An 18,419-nucleotide genomic window follows, 5' to 3' on the forward strand; every position below is an offset into this window, starting at 1 on the left:
GGCCGCCGTCCGAGAGCCCGTACCAGGAACACCGGCACGCCCACGGCGAGTTAGCCGATGGGCGCCGATCGCTCGTACGCGTACGGTGCCGCCGCCGGCCTCCTCGGTGATCTCCTCCTGGGCGATCCCCAGCGCATGCACCCCGTCGCCGCCTTCGGGCGGGCCGCCGGGCGCGTGGAGCGCGCGCTGTGGCACGACCACCGCGGCTGGGGCGCGCTGCACACCCTGGTGTGCGCCGGAGGCGCCACCGCGCTCGGCGTGGTGGCCGCCCGCGCCGTACGTCCTTCCTTCACCGGGTCCGCCGCGCTGACCGCCGCCGCCACCTGGGCCGTCGTCGGCGGCACCTCGCTCGCCCGCGAGGCGTCCGCCGTCGGCCGCGCCCTGGAGCGGGGCGACCTCACGGCCGCCCGCGCCCGGCTGCCGCACCTGTGCGGCCGGGACCCCGAGGCGCTGGACGCCGACGCGATCGCGCGCGCCGTGGTGGAGTCGGTCGCGGAGAACACCTCCGACGCCGTGGTGGGCGCCCTGGTGTGGGGCGCGGTGGCCGGGGTGCCGGGGCTGCTGGGGTTCCGGGCCGTGAACACGCTGGACGCGATGGTCGGGCACAAGTCGTCCCGGCTGCGCCGCTTCGGCTGGGCCTCCGCCCGGCTGGACGACGTGGCCGGCTGGCCCGGCGCCCGGCTCACCGCCGTACTCGCCGTGCTCGCCGGGGACGACCCGCGCGGGGCGGTACGGGCCTGGCGGGCGGACGCACACCGGCATCCGAGCCCCAACGCGGGCCCGGTGGAAGCCTCGTTCGCGGGCGCGCTCGGCGTCCGGCTGGGCGGCACCCTCTCCTACGGCGGCCGGGTCGAGCACCGGCCCGTGCTCAACGGCACCGGGCGACCGGTCCAGGTCGCCGACATCGGGCGGGCCGTACGGCTCTCCCGCCGGGTCGGTCTGCTCGCGCTCGGCGTCACCGTCGCCGGGCGCCTCATCGGGAAGGGGCGGGACAGGTGAGCGGTGGTCTGCTGGTCGCGGGGACGACGTCCGACGCGGGCAAGAGCGTGGTGACGGCCGGGATCTGCCGGTGGCTGGTCCGGCAGGGCGTGAAGGTGGCGCCGTTCAAGGGGCAGAACATGTCCCTCAACTCCTTCGTGACCCGGGAGGGCGCGGAGATCGGACGGGCGCAGGCCATGCAGGCCCAGGCGTGCCGGGTGGAGCCGACCGCGCTGATGAACCCGGTGCTGCTCAAGCCCGGTGGCGAGCGCAGCAGCCAAGTGGTGCTGCTGGGGAAGCCGGTGGGCGAGCTGAGTGCGCGCGGGTACCACGGCGGACGTCAACAGGCTCTGCTGGGCACGGTGTTGGAGTGCCTGGAGGAGTTGCGGGGCACGTATGACGCGGTGATCTGTGAGGGCGCGGGTTCGCCCGCCGAGATCAACCTGCGGCGCACCGACATCGTCAACATGGGCGTCGCCCGGGGCGCCGGGCTGCCCGTCCTCGTCGTCGGCGACATCGACCGGGGCGGGGTCTTCGCCTCCTTCTTCGGCACCGTCGCCCTGCTCTCCCCGGAGGACCAGGCGCTGGTCGCCGGGTTCCTGGTCAACAAGTTCCGGGGCGACGTGACCCTGCTGGAGCCGGGCCTCGACATGCTGCGGGGCCTCACCGGACGGCACACCTACGGGGTGCTGCCGTTCCGGCACGGGCTCGGCATCGACGAGGAGGACGGCCTCCGGGTGTCGCTGCGCGGGACCGTACGGGAGTCGGCCGTCGCTCCCCCGCACGGCGAGGACGTGCTGCGGGTCGCCGTGTGCGCCGTCCCGCTGATGTCCAACTTCACCGACGTGGACGCCCTGGCCGCCGAACCCGGCGTCGTGGTCCGCTTCGTGGACCGGCCCGAGGAACTCGCCGACGCCGACCTCGTGGTGGTGCCGGGCACGCGCGGGACCGTACGGGCGCTTCAGTGGCTGCGCGAGCGGGGGCTCGCGAAGGCGCTGGCGCGCCGGGCCGCCGAGGGGCGTCCGGTGCTCGGGATCTGCGGCGGCTTCCAGTTGCTCGGCGAGCACATCGAGGACGACGTGGAGTCCCGCGCCGGACAGGTGCCGGGGCTCGGACTGCTCCCGGTGCGGGTGCGGTTCCACCCGGAGAAGACCCTGGCCCGGCCCGCCGGGGAGGCCCTGGGCGAGCCCGTCGAGGGGTACGAGATCCACCACGGGGTCGCCGAGGTGCTGGGCGGGACGCCCTTCCTGGACGGCTGCCGCACCGGCCAGGTCTGGGGCACCCACTGGCACGGCTCGCTGGAGTCGGACGGCTTCCGGCGCGCCTTCCTGCGCGAGGTCGCCGCCGCCTCCGGCCGCCGCTTCGTCCCGGCCCCCGACACGTCCTTCGCCGCGCTGCGCGAGGAGCAGCTCGACCTGCTCGGCGACCTCATCGAACACCACGCGGACACGGACGCGCTCCGGCGGCTCATCGAGTCGGGCGCGCCCGCAGGACTGCCCTTCATTCCACCGGGAGCGCCCGCATGAGCACAGTGTTGCTGCTGTCCACCGCCGACACGGATCTGCTGGCCGCCCGCGCCAGCGGCGCCGACTACCGGATCGGCAACCCGTCCCGCGTCGACGCGGCCGACGACCTGCCCGCCCTGCTCGACGGCGCGGACCTCGCCGTCGTCCGGCTGCTGGGCGGCAAGCGGGCCTGGGAGGACGGGCTCGCCGCGCTGAAGGCGTCCGGGGTGCCGACGGTGCTGCTGGGCGGCGAGAGCGTGCCGGACGCCGAGCTGATGGCCGATTCCACCGCACCGGCCGGAGTCGTCGCGGAGGCGCTGCGCTATCTGGTCGAGGGCGGTCCGGCGAACCTGCTGGAGCTGTCCCGGTTCCTCTCCGACACCGTCCTGCTGACCGGCGAGGGCTTCGAAGAGCCGCACCGGATGCCGGAGTTCGGGACGCACGGCGCCTACGAGCAGCAGCCCGGGCGGCCGACCGTGGGCGTGCTCTTCTACCGGGCCCACGAACTCAGCGGCAACACCGCCTTCGTGGACACCCTCTGCGCGGCCATCGAGGAACGGGGCGCCAACGCCCTTCCGGTGTACTGCGGTTCGCTGCGCGACGCGGACGCCGGGCTGTACGAGCTGCTGGGCCGGGCCGACGCCCTGGTCGCCACCGTGCTCGCGGCCGGCGGCGCGCACGCCTCGGCCGCCTCGGCGGGCGGCGACGAGGAGGCATGGGACATCGGCGCCCTCGCGGACCTGAACGTGCCGGTGCTGCAAGGGCTCTGCCTCACCTCCACCCGGGCCGCCTGGGACGCCTCGGACGCGGCCCTGTCCCCCATGGACGCCGCGATGCAGGTCGCCATCCCGGAGTTCGACGGCCGCCTGATCACCGTCCCGTTCTCCTTCAAGGAGCCCGGCCCCGACGAGGTCCCGGTCTACGTCGCCGACCCCGAGCGCGCGGCCCGGGTCGCCGGGATCGCCGTACGGCACGCGGTACTTGGGCACAAGCCGAACGCGGAGAAGCGGATCGCGCTGGTCTTCACCGCCTACCCGACCAAGCACTCCCGCGTCGGCAACGCCGTCGGCCTGGACACCCCCGCCTCGGCGGTCCGGGTGCTGGACGCGCTGCGGGACGCCGGGTACGGGGTGGACGAACACCCGTCCGAGGGCGACGAGTTGATCCACCGGCTGATCGCGGCCGGCGGTCACGACGTGGAGTGGCTGACCGAGGAGCAGCTCGCCGCCGCGCCCGCCCGAGTACCGCTCGCGGACTACCGGGCCTGGTTCGACACCCTCGACCCGGAGCTGCGCGAAGCCATGCTGGATGCGTGGGGCGAGCCGCCGGGCAGCCTGTACGTGGACGGCGACGACATCGTGCTGGCCTCCCTGCGGTTCGGGAACGTCGTCGTGATGATCCAGCCGCCACGCGGCTTCGGCGAGAACCCCATCGCCATCTACCACGACCCCGACATGCCGCCCTCGCACCACTACCTGGCCGCCTACCGCTGGCTGGAGAACAGTTTCGGCGCCGACGCGGTCGTGCACATGGGCAAGCACGGCACCATGGAGTGGCTGCCCGGCAAGGGCCTCGGCCTCTCGCGCGGCTGCGCCCCGGACGCCGTCCTCGGTGAACTCCCGCTGATCTACCCGTTCATCGTCAACGACCCCGGCGAGGGCACCCAGGCCAAGCGGCGCGGCCACGCCACGGTGGTCGACCATCTGGTGCCGCCGATGGCCCGCGCCGACACCTACGGCGACCTCGCCAAGCTGGAACAGCTGCTGGACGAGTACGCGCTCGTCTCCGACCTGGACCCGACGAAGGCGCCGGCCGTGCGCGCCCAGATCTGGACCCTGGTCAAGGCCGCCGAGCTCCACCACGACCTGCATGTGGACGAGCAGCCGGAGGACGACGACTTCGACTCGTTCGTCATGCACATCGACGGCTACCTCTGCGAGATCAAGGACGTGCAGATCCGCGACGGACTGCACATCCTGGGCGGCGGACCCGAGGGCGAGGCCCGCGTCAACCTCGTCCTCGCCGTGCTGCGCGCCTCCCAGGTGTGGGGCGGCCAGGCGAACGCCCTCCCCGGACTGCGGGCCGCGCTGGCGCAGCACTTCGGGCTGGTGGAGAAGGAGCTGCTGGCCGAGCCGGGCGCGCCGGTGAAGGTGCCGGTGGAGCTGACCGACCTGGCCGAGGGCCCGGCGCGCACCGGGGCCGACGCGGTCGACCTGCTGGAGAAGCTGTGCCGGGGCGTCGCCGAGGGCATGGAGGCGCGGGACTGGGACCGGGCGGCCGTACCGGCGGTGCTGGACGAGGTGCTCGGCTTCGAACTGGCCGATGCCACGGCAGTGTTGGAGTTCGCCTGTACGGAGGTGGTGCCCCGGCTCGCCCGGACCACTGACGAGATCGGGCACATCCTCCGCGCGCTGGACGGCGGTTACGTCCCGGCGGGGCCCTCCGGGTCGCCCACGCGGGGTCTGGTCAACGTGCTGCCGACCGGGCGCAACTTCTACTCCGTCGACCCCAAGGCCATTCCGTCCCGCCTGAGTTGGGAGGTCGGGCAGTCGCTCGCGGACTCGCTGGTGCAGCGGTACCTCGCCGACACCGGGGAGTATCCGAAGTCGGTGGGGCTCACCGTGTGGGGCACCTCCGCGATGCGGACCCAGGGCGACGACATCGCGGAGATCCTCGCGCTGCTGGGCTGCCGCCCGGTGTGGGACGACGCCTCGCGCCGGGTCACCGGTTTCGAGACCGTGCCGCTCGCCGAGCTGGGGCGTCCGCGCATCGACGTCACCGTGCGCATCTCCGGCTTCTTCCGGGACGCGTTCCCGCACGTGGTCGGGCTGATCGACGACGCGGTGCGCGCGGTGGCCGAGCTGGACGAGCCCGGCGAGTCCAACTACGTCCGCGCCCATGTCGAGGAGGACACCGCCCAGCACGGCGACCGCCGCCGCGCCACGGCCCGCGTCTTCGGCTCCAAGCCGGGCGCGTACGGCGCGGGTCTCCTCCCCCTGATCGACGCCCGCAACTGGCGCTCCGACGCGGACCTCGCCGAGGTGTACGCCGTCTGGGGCGGCTACGCCTACGGGCGCGGGCTGGACGGGCGCGCGGCGCGGGGGGACATGGAGACGGCGTTCAAGCGGATCGCGGTGGCGGCGAAGAACGTCGACACCCGCGAGCACGACCTCGTCGACGCGGACGACTACTTCCAGTACCACGGCGGCATGGTCGCCATGGTCCGCCATCTGACCGGCACCAGCCCCGAGGCGTACGTGGGCGACTCGGCCGTCCCGGACCAGGTCAAGACCCGCACCCTCGGCGAGGAGACCCACCGCGTCTTCCGCGCCCGCGTGGTCAACCCGCGCTGGATGGCCGCGATGCGCCGGCACGGCTACAAGGGCGCCTTCGAGATGGCGGCGACCGTGGACTACCTCTTCGGGTACGACGCCACGGCGGGCGTGGTGGACGACTGGATGTACGAGAAGCTCGCCAGCGAGTACGTGTTCGCGCCGGAGAACCGGGAGTTCATGAAGCGCTCGAATCCCTGGGCACTGCGGGGCGTGACGGAACGTCTGCTCGAAGCGGCCGATCGAGGGCTGTGGGCGGAGCCGGACCAGGAGACCCTGGAGCGGCTCCGCGCGACCTACCTCGAACTCGAGGGAGATCTGGAGGAGGCCGAATGACCCTCCTCCGCACCCCCGCACCTGCGGGGACCACTGGATGCAGGAGCAATTGTCCGCCGAGTACGTCGGACCACCCCCGCGCCTGCGGGGAGCACGTGAGCAGCATCGCAGGCACCGCAGCGCACGGCGCCCTATCAGCACATCAGTCCCTCGAAGGAGTGATCGCAGCGTGACCACCCCCTTTCCGTTCACCGCTGTCGTCGGTCAGGACGACCTGCGGCTGGCGCTGCTGCTGAACGCGGTCTCGCCGGCTGTCGGCGGCGTCCTCGTGCGCGGCGAGAAGGGCACCGCCAAGAGCACCGCCGTCCGCGCGCTGGCGGCGCTGCTGCCCGAGGTCGAGGTGGTCGCGGGATGCCGGTTCTCCTGTGATCCGGCTGCCCCCGATCCGACCTGCCCGGACGGGCCGCACACCGGGGAGGGGGCCGAGGCGCGGGATGCGCGGATGGTCGAGTTGCCGGTGGGGGCCTCCGAGGACCGGCTGGTCGGGGCGCTGGACATCGAGCGGGCACTCGCGGAGGGGGTCAAGGCGTTCGAGCCGGGCCTGCTGGCGTCGGCCAACCGGGGCATCCTCTACGTCGACGAAGTCAACCTGCTGCACGACCACTTGGTGGACGTGCTGCTGGACGCGGCCGCGATGGGCGCCTCCTACGTCGAGCGCGAGGGGGTCTCCGTACGGCATGCCGCGCGGTTCCTGCTCGTCGGCACGATGAACCCCGAAGAGGGCGAACTGCGCCCGCAGTTGCTCGACCGGTTCGGGCTGACCGTGGAGGTCGCGGCCTCGCGGGAGCCGGATCAGCGGGTGGAGGTCGTACGGCGCAGGCTGGCGTACGACGACGATCCGGCGGCCTTCGCGGCGCGCTGGGCGGACGAGGAGCGTGCCGTACGGCAACGCATCGTCTCGGCACGGGAGTTGCTGCCCAAGGTGCGGCTGGGCGACGGGGCGCTGAAGCAGATCGCGGCGACCTGCGCGGCCTTCGAGGTGGACGGCATGCGGGCCGACATCGTGATGGCGCGCACCGCGACCGCGCTGGCCGCGTGGGACGGGCGGAGCGATGTGCTCGCCGAGGACGTGCGGCAGGCCGCGCTGCTGGCGCTGCCGCACCGCCGTCGGCGCAACCCCTTCGACGCGCCGGGTCTGGACGAGGACAAGCTCGACCAGACGCTCCAGGAGTCGGCCGGGGACGACGACGATCCCGATCCCGAACCCGATCCGGATGGGCCCGGTGGCGGCGGGCAGCCGTCGCCCTCGCCCGAGGAGGGTCCGCAGGGCGGGGACGCCGGTGCGCAGCCGGAAGCCGGCGGGGACGGGGCGGACGGTGAGCCCCAGCCGGCCGCCGGCGGTGCGGGTGAGCAGGCGCCGGCGCGGGCGGCGGAGCCGTTCCGCACCAAGGCGCTGACCGTGCCCGGTGTCGGCGCGGGTGCGGCCGGGCGGCGTTCGCGGGCGCGGACCGAGCGCGGGCGGACCACCGGCGCGCTGCGGCCGCGCGGGACGCTGACCAAGCTGCACCTGGCGGCCACCGTACGGGCCGCCGCGCCGCATCAGCGGGCACGGGGCCGGTCGGGGCCGGGGCTGGTGCTGCGCCGGGACGATCTGCGGCAGGCGGCGCGGGAGGGGCGCGAGGGGAACCTCGTGCTGTTCGTGGTGGACGCCTCCGGTTCGATGGCGGCGCGGCAGCGGATGAGCGCGGTGAAGGGGGCCGTGCTGTCGCTGCTGCTGGACGCCTACCAGCGGCGGGACAAGGTCGGCCTGGTGACCTTCCGGGGTACGGCCGCCGAGGTGGCGCTGCCGCCGACCTCGTCGGTGGACGCGGCGGCGGTCCGGCTGGAGTCGCTGCCGACGGGCGGCCGCACGCCGCTGGCGGCGGGGCTGCTGAAGGCGCACGACGTGCTGCGGGTGGAGCGGCTGCGGGACCCGTCCCGGCGGGCGTTGCTGGTCGTGGTGACGGACGGCCGGGCGACCGGTGGTCCGGAGCCGGTGGCGCTGGCGGGGCGTGCGGCGCGGCTGTTCGGCGCGGAGTCGGTGGCCTCGGTGGTCGTGGACTGCGAGTCGGGGCCGGTGCGGCTGGGGCTCGCGGGGCGGCTCGCGGAGGAGCTGGGGGGTACGGCGGTGACGCTGGACGAGCTGCGGGCGGACGCCATCGCCGGGCTGGTCAGGGATGTGCGGGGGACGACTTCGAGGAGGGCAGCGTAGTGCCGCAGGGGCAGCCGAGTGTGGTGCCGGACGACGGGTTGACGACGCGGCAGCGGCGCAATCGTCCGCTGGTGGTCGTGCACACCGGGATCGGGAAGGGCAAGTCGACGGCCGCGTTCGGGCTGGCGCTGCGGGCCTGGAACCAGGGGTGGCCGATCGGGGTGTTCCAGTTCGTCAAGTCGGCGAAGTGGAAGGTCGGCGAGGAGAACGCGCTGCGCGTGCTCGGCGCCTCCGGCGAGGGCGGGACCGTCGACTGGCACAAGATGGGCGAGGGGTGGTCCTGGGTGCAGCGGGACGCCCAGCTCGACAACGAGGAGAAGGCTCGGGAGGGGTGGGCGCAGGTCAAGCGGGACCTGGCCGCCGAGACGTACCGGCTGTACGTGCTGGACGAGTTCGCGTACCCGATGCACTGGGGGTGGGTGGACACGGAGGAGGTCGTCTCGGTGCTGCGTTCCCGGCCGGGGAATCAGCATGTGGTGATCACCGGGCGCAACGCGCCGGGCCCGCTGGTGGAGTTCGCGGACCTCGTGACCGACATGTCCAAGGTGAAGCACCCGATGGACGCCGGGCAGAAGGGGCAGAGGGGCATCGAGTGGTGATGTCCGTTCCCCGGCTGGTCATCGCCGCGCCCTCGTCGGGGTGCGGGAAGACCACCGTCGCCACGGGGCTGATGGCCGCGTTCGCCGCGCGGGGGCTTGCCGTGTCTCCGCACAAGGTGGGGCCGGACTACATCGATCCCGGGTATCACGCGCTCGCCACCGGGCGGGCGGGGCGGAATCTCGACGCGTATCTGTGCGGGCCGGAGCTGGTCGCTCCGCTGTTCGCGCACGGGGCGCGGGGGTGTGATCTCGCTGTCGTCGAGGGTGTGATGGGGCTGTACGACGGGGCGGCGGGGCAGGGGGAGCTGGCGTCCACGGCGCAGGTTTCCAAGGTGCTGCGGGCGCCGGTGGTGCTGGTGGTGGACGCGTCGTCGCAGTCGCGGTCCGTGGCGGCGCTGGTGCATGGGTTCGCGTCCTGGGATGCGGGGGTGCGGATCGGGGGTGTGATCCTCAACAAGGTGGGGTCTGCCCGGCATGAGGCTCTGCTGCGGGAGGCGCTGGACGAGGCGGGGGTGCCAGTACTGGGCGTGCTCCGGCGGGCGGCCCAGGTGGAGACGCCTTCTCGGCATCTGGGTCTGGTACCGGTCGCTGAGCGGGGTGCTGCCGCTGTGTCTGCGGTCGCGGCGATGGGGGCGCAGGTTGCTGCCGGGTGCGACTTGGATGCGCTGATGGCGCTGGCGCGGAGTGCGGGGGCGTTGCCGGGTGGCGGGTGGTCTCCGGCTGAGGCCCTTTCTTTGGCCAGCCACGACCACCCGTCTCGGTCGGTCGAGAGGCGGGACGAGGGGTCGGGGCGGCCGGGCGGGGTGACGGAGCGCGGGTCTGGCCTGCGTGAGCGTCCCGTGGGCGCCGTCGCCGCGAGCGAGCGCCCAGCCCTCGCCGGCGCCGAGCGCCCCTCCGCGAGTGAGCATGCCGCGCACGCCGCCGGCGCGTCCGGTGCAAGCGAGCACCACGGCATCAGCAGCGTCACGGGCCCCTCCGCAAGCGAGCGTCCTGTCATTGCTGTTGCCGGTGGAGCCGCGTTCACCTTTTCCTATGCCGAGCACGCCGAGTTGCTGGCCGCTGCCGGGGCGGAAGTCGTCACCTTCGACCCTCTGCGGGATGAGCGGTTGCCTGAGGGGACTCGGGGGCTTGTCGTCGGTGGGGGGTTTCCCGAGGTGTACGCCGGTGAGCTGGGGGCCAATGAGGTGCTGCGTGAGGAGATTGCCGCGCTGGCGCTCTCCGGGGCGCCCGTGGCGGCCGAGTGTGCCGGGTTGCTCTATCTGTGCCGGGAGTTGGACGGCGTCCCCATGTGCGGGGTGCTGGACGCGTCCGCGCGGATGGGCGAGCGGCTGACGCTCGGGTACCGGGATGCCGTGGCCGTGGGGGACAGCGTGCTGGCGGTGGCGGGGACCCGGATGCGGGGGCACGAGTTCCATCGGACCGTGGTCGAGCCGGGGGCCGGCCCCGCGCCCGCGTGGGGGGTCGTCGCACCCGGGAGGCGGGTGGAGGGGTTCGTGCAGCAGGGCGTGCACGCGAGTTATCTGCATACGCACTGGGCGTCGGAGCCCGGGGTGGCCCGGAGATTCACGGAGAGGTGCCGGACTTCATGAGCAGCAGGCTGGTCGGGGTCGGAGTGGGTCCCGGGGACCCGGAGCTGGTGACGGTGAAGGGGGTCAACGCGCTGCGGGCCGCCGATGTGGTGGTCGTACCGGTGATGGACACCCTGGAGCGGGGCCGTGCGGAGGCGACGGTGCTGCACCACGTGGCCGGGCAGAAGATCGTACGGGTGGTGTTCGCGCTGAACGAGCGGACGGACCGCGCGCGCCGGGAGGCCGCGTGGGACGCGGCGGGCGCGCGGGTGGCGGAGCTGCTGCGGGAGCACGCGTACGTGGCGTTCGCGACCATCGGCGACCCCAACGTGTACTCCACCTTCACCTACCTCGCGCAGACGATGAAGGAGCTGCTGCCGGAGCTGGTGGTCGAGACGGTGCCCGGCATCACGGCGATGCAGGATCTCGCGGCGAGGTCGGGCGCGGTGCTGACCGAGGGCACCGAGCCGCTGACGCTGGTCCCGGTGACGGCGGGCGAGGCGGCGCTGAAGGAGGCGCTGGCGGGTCCGGGGACCGTGGTGGCGTACAAGTTCGGGCGGCACGCGGCCGAGGTGGCGGAGGCGCTGCGGGAGGCCGGCCGGCTTCAGGACGCGGTGTGGGGCTCGGCGCTGGGCCTGCCGGAGGAGTCGGTGCGGCCGGCCGCCGAGCTGGACGGCGACGCGCTGCCGTACCTGTCGACGCTCATAGCGCCGCCCCGGCGCGACGGCGGCCGGGGCGGGAAGCTGTGAGGGGGTCAGCCGCCGGAGAGGCCGACCACCAGCCAGATGAAGGCCGCGCCCGCGACGGTGCACAGCACGGTGGAGCGGGCCGGGTGGTCGTGGTGGGCCTCCGGGAGGATCTCGGCGGCGGCGAGGTAGAGCAGCGCGCCGCCGAAGAGGCCGAGGTAGCCGCCGAGCAGCGGCTCGGGGATGTGCACGAACATCGTGGACAGCGCGCCCAGCATCGGCGCGCAGGCGTCGGCGACCAGCATGGCGACGGCCCGGCGGCGGGCGTTGCCGTACAGGCTGGTGATGGTGAAGGTGTTGAAGCCGTCGGCGAAGTCGTGCGCGATCACGGCGAGGGCGACGGACAGGCCCATGCCGCCGCCGATCTGGAAGGCGGCGCCGATGGCGACGCCGTCCATGAAGCTGTGCCCGACCATCGCGGCGGCCGCCGTGAGGCCGACCTCGGGCGCGCGGTGGCTGTGCTCGGCGGCGCCGTGCGCGGCCTGACGGCCGGCGAGGAGACGTTCCACCAGATGGGCCAGCAGGAACCCCGCGACGAACAGCACCAGCGCGGCGGGTACGCCGAAGACTTTGTGACCGGCCGCCTCCAGCGCCTCGGGCATCAGGTCGAGTCCGACCACGCCCAGCATGAGGCCGCCGGCCAGGCCGAGGACCAGGTGGCGACGGTCGGTCACGCGCTGTGCCGTCCAGCCGCCGGCCAGCGTCATCAGGAACGCGCCGAGCGCGACAAGGACCGCCATAGGCCCTTGCTATCCGATGCGGGGCCCTGTGCGCACATCGTGCGCCCCGCAAACCTCGCCAGACCCTGACATTCACCCCAGTCCACTGACCCCCGGACCGCGACCACGCGTCCGGGCTTCCCGTAGGAGAGGACCCTTCCCATGGCCGATGCCCCCGCCGGCAAGGTGACGTTCGTCGGTGCCGGGCCCGGTGCCGCCGACCTGCTGACGTTCCGCGCCGCCCGCGCGATCGCCGAGGCGGACGTGGTGATCTGGGCGGCCAGCCTGGTCCGCGCCGAGGTGCTGGAGCACGCCCGCGCGGACGCGGAGATCCTCGACTCGGCGACCCTCTCCCTGGAGGACGTGGTGGCCGTGTACCGGCGTGCCCGGACGGAGGGCCTGAAGGTGGCCCGGGTGCACTCCGGCGACCCCTCGCTGTGGGGCGGCACCCAGGAGCAGCTGGACCGGTGCGCGGAGGTCGGGATCGCCACGGAGATCGTGCCGGGCGTGTCGTCGTTCTCGGCGGTGGCCGCGCTGGCCGGGCGGGAGCTGACCATCCCGGAGGTGGCCCAGTCGGTGATCCTGACCCGGCTCGGCGGCGGCAAGACGCCGATGCCGCCCGGCGAGGAGGTGCGCGAGTTCGCCCGGCACGGCACCACGATGGCGGTGTTCCTGTCGGCGGCGCGCAGCGGCCAGCTGGTGCGGGAGCTGCTGGAGGGCGGCTACCCGACGTCCACCCCGGTCGTGGTCGCCCATCAGGTGACCTGGCCGGAGGAGCTGGTGGTGCGGTGCACGATCGGCACGCTGGAGGAGACGGTCAAGGAGCACAAGCTGTGGAAGCACACCCTGTTCCTGGTGGGCGCCGCGCTGGACGCGCACGGCACCCGCTCGCACCTGTACCACCCCGGCCACTTCCACGGCTTCCGCAAGGCCGACCCGGAGGCGCGGCGGGCGCTGCGTGAGCGGGGGGCGAGCAGTTGATCACGGTCGTCGGCGCGGGCACGGGCACCCCGCTCCCGCCGGACGCGCTCGCCGGGGCGGAGCTGGTGGTCGGCGGGCGGCGCCATCTGGACGCCGCGCCGGTGCCCGGGGGCGCGGCACGCGTGGTGCTCGGCCCGCTGGCGCCCGCCCTGGACGCGATCGGCACGTATGTCGCCGAGGAGCGCCCGGTGGTGGTGCTGGCCTCGGGTGATCCGGGGTTCTTCGGGATCGTGCGGGTGCTGGCGGAACGCTTCGGCGCCGGGCTGCTCGATGTACGCCCCGGGGTGTCCTCGGTGGCCGGTGCCTTCGCCCGGCTTGGGCTGACCTGGGACGACGCGGTCGTGGTGAGCGCGCACGGGCGGGATCTGCGCACCGCGGTGAACGTCTGCCGGGCGCGCCCGAAGGTGGCCGTGCTGACCGGTCCGGGTGCGGGTCCGGCCGAGCTGGGTGCCCGGCTGGACGGTACGGGCCGGGTGCTGGTCGTGGTGCGCGCGCTCGGTGATCCGGAGCGGGAGCGGGTGGAGCGGGTGACGCCCGCCGAGGCCGCCGCGCGGGACTGGGGTCCGGCGGTGAGCGTGGTGCTGTGCCTGGACGAGACCCGGACGCCGGACGGTCCGCGCACGGTCGCCGGTCCCGGTGCCGGGCCCGCGCGGTGGGCGCTCGCGGAGGACGCGTTCGCGCACCGGGACTCGATGATCACCAAGTTCGAGGTGCGGGCGCTGGCGCTCGCCCGGCTCGGACCGCGCCTGGGCGACCTGGTGTGGGACGTGGGCGCGGGCTCGGGCTCGGTGGCCGTGGAGTGCGCGCGGCTCGGCGCGGCCGTGACCGCCGTGGAGAAGACCGAGGACGGCGCCGGACGGGTACGGGCCAACGCCCGCGCCCATGGCGTCGACGTGAGCGTGGTGCACGGCACCGCCCCGGAGGCGCTGGCCGGGCTGGACGAGCCCGACGCGGTGTTCGTGGGCGGTGGCGGGCGTGACCTGCCCGCCGTGGTCGGTGTCTGCGCGGAGCGGGCGCGGCGGACGGTCGTGGTGGCCGTGGCCGCGCTGGACCGGGTCGGCCCGGTGCGCGAGGCGCTGACGCGGGCCGGGCTGAGCTGCGACGGCGTGCTGTTGCAGTCCTCGCGGCTGGCGCCGCTGCCGGGTGATGTGACCCGGCTGGCGGCCGGCAACCCCGTTTTCCTGCTGTGGGGCGACCGCCTCCCGGCACGGAGTGAAGGAGGAGTCCAGTGATCGGCCTGATTTCCGCCACCGCGGCGGGGGCGGCGGCCCGCGACCGGCTGGCCGCGGCCTGGCCGGACCGTACGCGGGTGTACGAGGGCCCGGCCGGGGAGGCCGTACGGGCGGCGTTCGCGGAGTGCGACCGGCTGGTGTGCTTCCTGGCCACCGGCGCCACGGTCCGGCTGCTGGCCCCGCTGCTCGGGGACAAGGCGGCCGATCCGGGCGTGGTGTGCGTGGACGAGGGCGGCCGGTTCGCGGTGTCCCTGGTCGGCGGGCACGGCGGCGGCGCCAATGAACTGGCTTACGAGGTCGCCGAGTTGCTGGGCGCCGAGCCCGTGGTGACGACGGCGACGGACGCGGTGGGCCTGGCCGGCCTGGACACCCTCGGCCTGCCGGCCGAGGGCGCGGTCGCGGCGGTGTCGCGGGCGCTGCTGGACGGGGAACCGGTGGCGCTGGAGGCCGAGTTGGCGTGGCCGCTGCCGCCGGTGCCGTTCGCCGAAGAGGGCGCGTACACCGTGCGGTTGACCGACCGGGATGTGCAACCCGGTCCGCAGGAGGTGCTGTTGCGCCCGCCGTCCCTGGTCGTCGGGGTCGGCGCGTCCAAGGGTGCGCCTGCCGATGAGGTGCTCGGGCTGATCGAGGAGGCGCTGCGCGAGGCGGGGCTCTCGGTGCGCTCGGTGGCGGAACTCGCCACCGTGGACGCCAAGTCGGAGGAGCCCGGCATCCTGGCCGCCGCCAAGCGGCTGGGCGTGCCCCTGGTGACGTACCCGGCGGACGAACTGGCCGCCGTGTCCGTGCCGAACCCCTCCGACGCGCCCCTCGCGGCGGTCGGCACCCCGTCCGTGGCGGAGGCCGCCGCGCTCAGGGAGGGCGGCGAACTCCTGCTGCCCAAGCGGAAGTCGACGGCGAAGCCCGCCATGGCGACCTGTGCGGTCGTCCGGCGTCCCGCGCGGGGGCGGCTCGCGGTGGTCGGGCTCGGCCCCGGCGCCCGCGACCTGCTGACCCCGCGTGCGGCCGCCGAACTGCGGCGCGCCTCGGTGCTGGTGGGCCTGGACCAGTACGTCGACCAGATCCGCGACCTGATCCGGCCCGGCACCCGGGTGCTGGAGTCGGGACTCGGCGCGGAGGAGGAGCGGGCTCGTACGGCGGTCGCGGAGGCCCGTGAGGGGCACGCGGTGGCGCTGATCGGCAGCGGGGACGCGGGCGTGTACGCCATGGCCTCCCCGGCGCTCGCGGAGGCGTCCGACGACATCGACGTGGTCGGCGTACCGGGTGTGACGGCGGCGCTCGCGGCCGGGGCGATCCTGGGTGCGCCGCTGGGCCACGACCATGTGTCGATCAGCCTCTCCGACCTGCACACCCCGTGGGAGGTCATCGAGCGCCGGGTGCGCGCGGCCGCCGAGGCGGACATCGTGGTGACCTTCTACAACCCCCGTTCGCGCGGCCGGGACTGGCAGCTCCCCAAGGCACTGGCCGTGCTGGCCGAGCACCGGGAGCCGGGGACACCGGTCGGTGTGGTGCGCAACGCCTCCCGGCCGGACGAGTCCGCGCGGCTGACCACGCTCGCCGGACTGGACCCGGCGACCGTCGACATGATGACGGTGGTCACCGTCGGCAACACCGCCACCCGGAACATCGCCGGGCGCATGGTGACCCCGCGCGGCTACCGCTGGCAGCACGCCCCGGAGGGAGCCCGGTGAACCGTGTCGTCCACCCCATCGAGCAGGAGTCGTTCCGGCGGCTGCGCGCCCGCCTGGACACCTCCGGCTTCCCGCCGCTGACCCGTGCGGTGGTGGAGCGGGTCATCCACTCCGCCGCCGACCTGGAGTACGCCACCGACCTCGTCACGGCCGAGGCCGACCTCCGGCGCGGGCACACCGCGCTGCACGCGGGGGCGCCGGTCGTCGTGGACGTGGAGATGGTGGCGGCCGGGATCACCCGCCGCGACACCGTCTGCCGGCTGCGGGAGGCCAAGGCCCTCGACGGCCTGACCCGTTCGGCGCACGCGATACGGCTCGCGTACGAGCAGGTCGGCCCCGGCGCGCTGTGGGTGATCGGCTGCGCGCCGACCGCCCTGGAGGAGCTGCTCACCCTGGACGCCGACCCGGCGCTCGTCATCGGGCTGCCGGTCGGCTTCGTGGGCGCCGCCGAGTCCAAGGAGGCGCTGCGCGCGAGCGGGCTGCCCGCCGTGAGCAACGTGTCCGAGAAGGGCGGCTCGGCGGTCGCCGCCGCCGCGCTCAACGCCCTGCTGTACCACCCCACTTCACCCGAGGAGAAACCGTGACCCCCCATTCCCCCGCCCTGCTCGTCGCCGGACACGGCACCCGTGACGAGGCCGGGGCCGAGGCGTTCCGTGACTTCGTGAAGGAGCTGGGCCGCCGCCATCCCGAGATTCCCGTCGCGGGCGGCTTCATCGAGCTGTCCCCGCCCCCGCTGGGCGACGCCGTGACCGAGCTGGTGGAGCGGGGCGTACGCCGCTTCGCCGCCGTGCCGCTGATGCTGGTGTCCGCCGGGCACGCCAAGGGCGACATACCGGCGGCGCTGGCCCGCGAGAAGGAGCGCCATCCGGGCGTCACCTACACCTACGGCCGCCCCCTCGGCCCGCACCCCGCCCTGCTGCGGGTGCTGGAACGCCGGCTGGACGAGGCACTGGCCGGCACCCCCCGCGAGGACGTGACCGTGCTGCTGGTCGGGCGCGGCTCCACCGACCCGGACGCCAACGCCGAGGTGTGCAAGGCGGCCCGGCTGCTGTGGGAGGGGCGCGGATACGCGGGCGTGGAGACGGCGTTCGTCTCGCTGGCGGCGCCGGACGTGCCGAGCGGCCTGGACCGGGTCGCCCGGCTCGGCGCGCGCCGGGTCGTCGTGCTGCCGTACTTCCTGTTCACCGGCATCCTCCCGGAGCGGGTGCGGCGGCAGACCGAGGAGTGGGCGGCCGCGCACCCGGACGTGGAGGTGCGCTCGGCGGACGTGATCGGGCCGGAGCCCGAGCTGCTGGACCTGGTGATGGAGCGGTACGCGGAGGCCGTCGCCGGTGATCTCCGCATGAACTGCGACTCCTGTGTGTACCGGATCGCGCTGCCGGGCTTCGAGGACAAGGTGGGCCAGCCGCAGCAGCCGCACTTCCACCCGGACGACGACGGCCACGACCACGGACACGGCCATCACCACCACGGCGGCCACTCGCACAGCCATGCGCACTGACGCCGGGCCCGATCTGCGCCACCACGGGGACGCCGAGGTCCGTGACGCCGGGGCCGGCCTGGTGGACCTCGCCGTCAACGTCCGCTCGGACACGCCCCCGCGCTGGCTGCGCGAGGAGATCGCCGCCTCGCTGACCGGTCTCGCGGCCTACCCGGACGATCGGGCCGCGCGGGCGGCGGTGGCGGCGCGGCACGGGCTGCCGGAGGAGCGGGTGCTGCTGACGGCGGGCGCGGCGGAGGCGTTCGTGCTGCTGGCCCGCGCGCTCCGGGTGCGGCGGCCGGTGGTGGTGCATCCGCAGTTCACCGAGCCGGAGGCGGCGCTGCGGGACGCGGGGCACACGGTGGAGCGGGTGCTGCTGAGCGCGCGGGACGGCTTCCGGCTGGACCCGGCGCTGGTGCCCGAGGACGCCGATCTGGTGATCGTCGGCAACCCGACCAACCCGACCTCGGTGCTCCACCCTGCCGGGGTACTCACCCAACTGGCCCGCCCTGGTCGGACGTTGGTGGTGGACGAGGCGTTCATGGACGCGGTGCCGGGTGAGCGGGAGGCGCTGGCCAAACGGACGGACGTGCCCGGCCTGGTGGTGCTGCGCAGCCTCACCAAGACCTGGGGCCTGGCCGGGCTCCGGGTCGGCTACGTCCTCGCGCCCCCGGAGACGGTCAGCGCCCTCCAGCGCGCCCAGCCCCTGTGGCCGGTGTCCACCCCGGCCCTGGCCGCGACCCGGGCCTGCGTGGCCCCCCGCGCCCTCGCCGAGGCGGCCCACGCGGCCCACCGCACGGCCGCCGACCGCACCCATCTCCTCACCGCCCTGGCCGAGTCGACCCCGCACGGCCTCAAGGTGACGGGCCCGGCGGAGGCCCCCTTCGTCCTCCTGGAACTGCCGGACGCCCACCGCGTACGCCACCGCCTGCGCGACCTGGGCTACGCCGTCCGCCGGGGCGACACCTTCCCCGGCCTCGGCCCCGACTGGCTCCGGGTGGCGGTCCGGGACCGGACGACGACGGCGGGGTTCGTCGAGGCGCTGCGCACGGCGCTGGCGTAAG

14 protein-coding genes are annotated in these 18,419 nt (G+C 74.6%); 13 read left to right on the top strand and 1 reads right to left on the bottom strand.

The features are described 5' to 3' along the window. Positions 1-57: 57 nt before the first annotated feature. The 7 genes from D0Z67_RS06155 to cobI all read left to right on the top strand — a co-directional run bounded on the left by D0Z67_RS06155 (position 58) and on the right by cobI (position 11,258). Positions 58-999: a cobalamin biosynthesis protein gene (locus tag D0Z67_RS06155; protein ID WP_031182068.1), complete on the top strand. Its 942-nt coding sequence runs from the start codon at positions 58-60 to the stop codon at positions 997-999. After that, positions 996-2,504, top strand: coding sequence for a cobyric acid synthase (locus D0Z67_RS06160; RefSeq protein WP_031182067.1), 1,509 nt, complete (start codon positions 996-998; stop codon positions 2,502-2,504). The genes D0Z67_RS06155 and D0Z67_RS06160 overlap by 4 nt, the downstream gene beginning before the upstream one ends. Then, positions 2,501-6,151: a cobaltochelatase subunit CobN gene (cobN, locus tag D0Z67_RS06165; RefSeq protein ID WP_031182066.1), complete on the top strand. Its 3,651-nt coding sequence runs from the start codon at positions 2,501-2,503 to the stop codon at positions 6,149-6,151. Before D0Z67_RS06160 ends, cobN begins: the two co-directional genes overlap by 4 nt. 169 nt (positions 6,152-6,320) lie before the next feature. Then, positions 6,321-8,342, top strand: coding sequence for a putative cobaltochelatase (locus D0Z67_RS06170; RefSeq protein ID WP_031182065.1), 2,022 nt, complete (start codon positions 6,321-6,323; stop codon positions 8,340-8,342). Then, positions 8,342-8,941: a cob(I)yrinic acid a,c-diamide adenosyltransferase gene (cobO, locus tag D0Z67_RS06175; RefSeq protein WP_031182064.1), complete on the top strand. Its 600-nt coding sequence runs from the start codon at positions 8,342-8,344 to the stop codon at positions 8,939-8,941. The genes D0Z67_RS06170 and cobO overlap by 1 nt, the downstream gene beginning before the upstream one ends. Then, positions 8,941-10,530 (top strand): cobyrinic acid a,c-diamide synthase CobB, encoded by a 1,590-nt coding sequence (locus D0Z67_RS06180; protein ID WP_031182063.1) that lies wholly within the window; start codon positions 8,941-8,943, stop codon positions 10,528-10,530. Before cobO ends, D0Z67_RS06180 begins: the two co-directional genes overlap by 1 nt. Next, complete coding sequence (cobI, locus tag D0Z67_RS06185) at positions 10,527-11,258, top strand: precorrin-2 C(20)-methyltransferase (protein WP_031182062.1); 732 nt, start codon at positions 10,527-10,529, stop codon at positions 11,256-11,258. Before D0Z67_RS06180 ends, cobI begins: the two co-directional genes overlap by 4 nt. 5 nt (positions 11,259-11,263) lie before the next feature. Here cobI and D0Z67_RS06190 read toward each other — a convergent pair whose 3' ends face one another. Continuing rightward, complete coding sequence (locus tag D0Z67_RS06190) at positions 11,264-11,995, bottom strand: ZIP family metal transporter (protein WP_031182061.1); 732 nt, start codon at positions 11,993-11,995, stop codon at positions 11,264-11,266. Between the two features lie 141 nt (positions 11,996-12,136). On the opposite strand from D0Z67_RS06190, the gene cobM reads away from it, so the two are divergent. Genes cobM through cobC form a run of 6 tightly spaced genes read left to right on the top strand, consistent with a single transcriptional unit; the run spans position 12,137 to position 18,418 of the window. Next, positions 12,137-12,955 (top strand): precorrin-4 C(11)-methyltransferase, encoded by an 819-nt coding sequence (gene cobM, locus D0Z67_RS06195; RefSeq protein ID WP_031182060.1) that lies wholly within the window; start codon positions 12,137-12,139, stop codon positions 12,953-12,955. After that, a complete protein-coding gene (locus D0Z67_RS06200) occupies positions 12,952-14,187 on the top strand; it encodes a bifunctional cobalt-precorrin-7 (C(5))-methyltransferase/cobalt-precorrin-6B (C(15))-methyltransferase (protein ID WP_031182059.1) in 1,236 nt (411 codons plus the stop codon). The genes cobM and D0Z67_RS06200 overlap by 4 nt, the downstream gene beginning before the upstream one ends. Continuing rightward, positions 14,184-15,875: a precorrin-3B C(17)-methyltransferase gene (gene cobJ / locus D0Z67_RS06205; RefSeq protein ID WP_031182058.1), complete on the top strand. Its 1,692-nt coding sequence runs from the start codon at positions 14,184-14,186 to the stop codon at positions 15,873-15,875. The genes D0Z67_RS06200 and cobJ overlap by 4 nt, the downstream gene beginning before the upstream one ends. Beyond that, positions 15,872-16,459 carry a precorrin-8X methylmutase gene (locus tag D0Z67_RS06210; protein WP_031182057.1) on the top strand — a complete coding sequence of 196 codons (588 nt, stop codon included), beginning with the start codon at positions 15,872-15,874 and terminating at the stop codon, positions 16,457-16,459. Before cobJ ends, D0Z67_RS06210 begins: the two co-directional genes overlap by 4 nt. Further along, a complete protein-coding gene (locus D0Z67_RS06215) occupies positions 16,456-17,376 on the top strand; it encodes a sirohydrochlorin chelatase (RefSeq protein ID WP_031182056.1) in 921 nt (306 codons plus the stop codon). Before D0Z67_RS06210 ends, D0Z67_RS06215 begins: the two co-directional genes overlap by 4 nt. Further along, positions 17,366-18,418, top strand: a complete 1,053-nt coding sequence (gene cobC / locus D0Z67_RS06220) for an Rv2231c family histidinol phosphate aminotransferase CobC (RefSeq protein WP_031182055.1) — start codon at positions 17,366-17,368, stop codon at positions 18,416-18,418. The genes D0Z67_RS06215 and cobC overlap by 11 nt, the downstream gene beginning before the upstream one ends. The last annotated feature ends 1 nt before the right edge of the window (position 18,419 follow it).

Origin of the sequence: Streptomyces seoulensis (assembly GCF_004328625.1) — a bacterium.
Taxonomy (GTDB): domain Bacteria; phylum Actinomycetota; class Actinomycetes; order Streptomycetales; family Streptomycetaceae; genus Streptomyces; species Streptomyces seoulensis.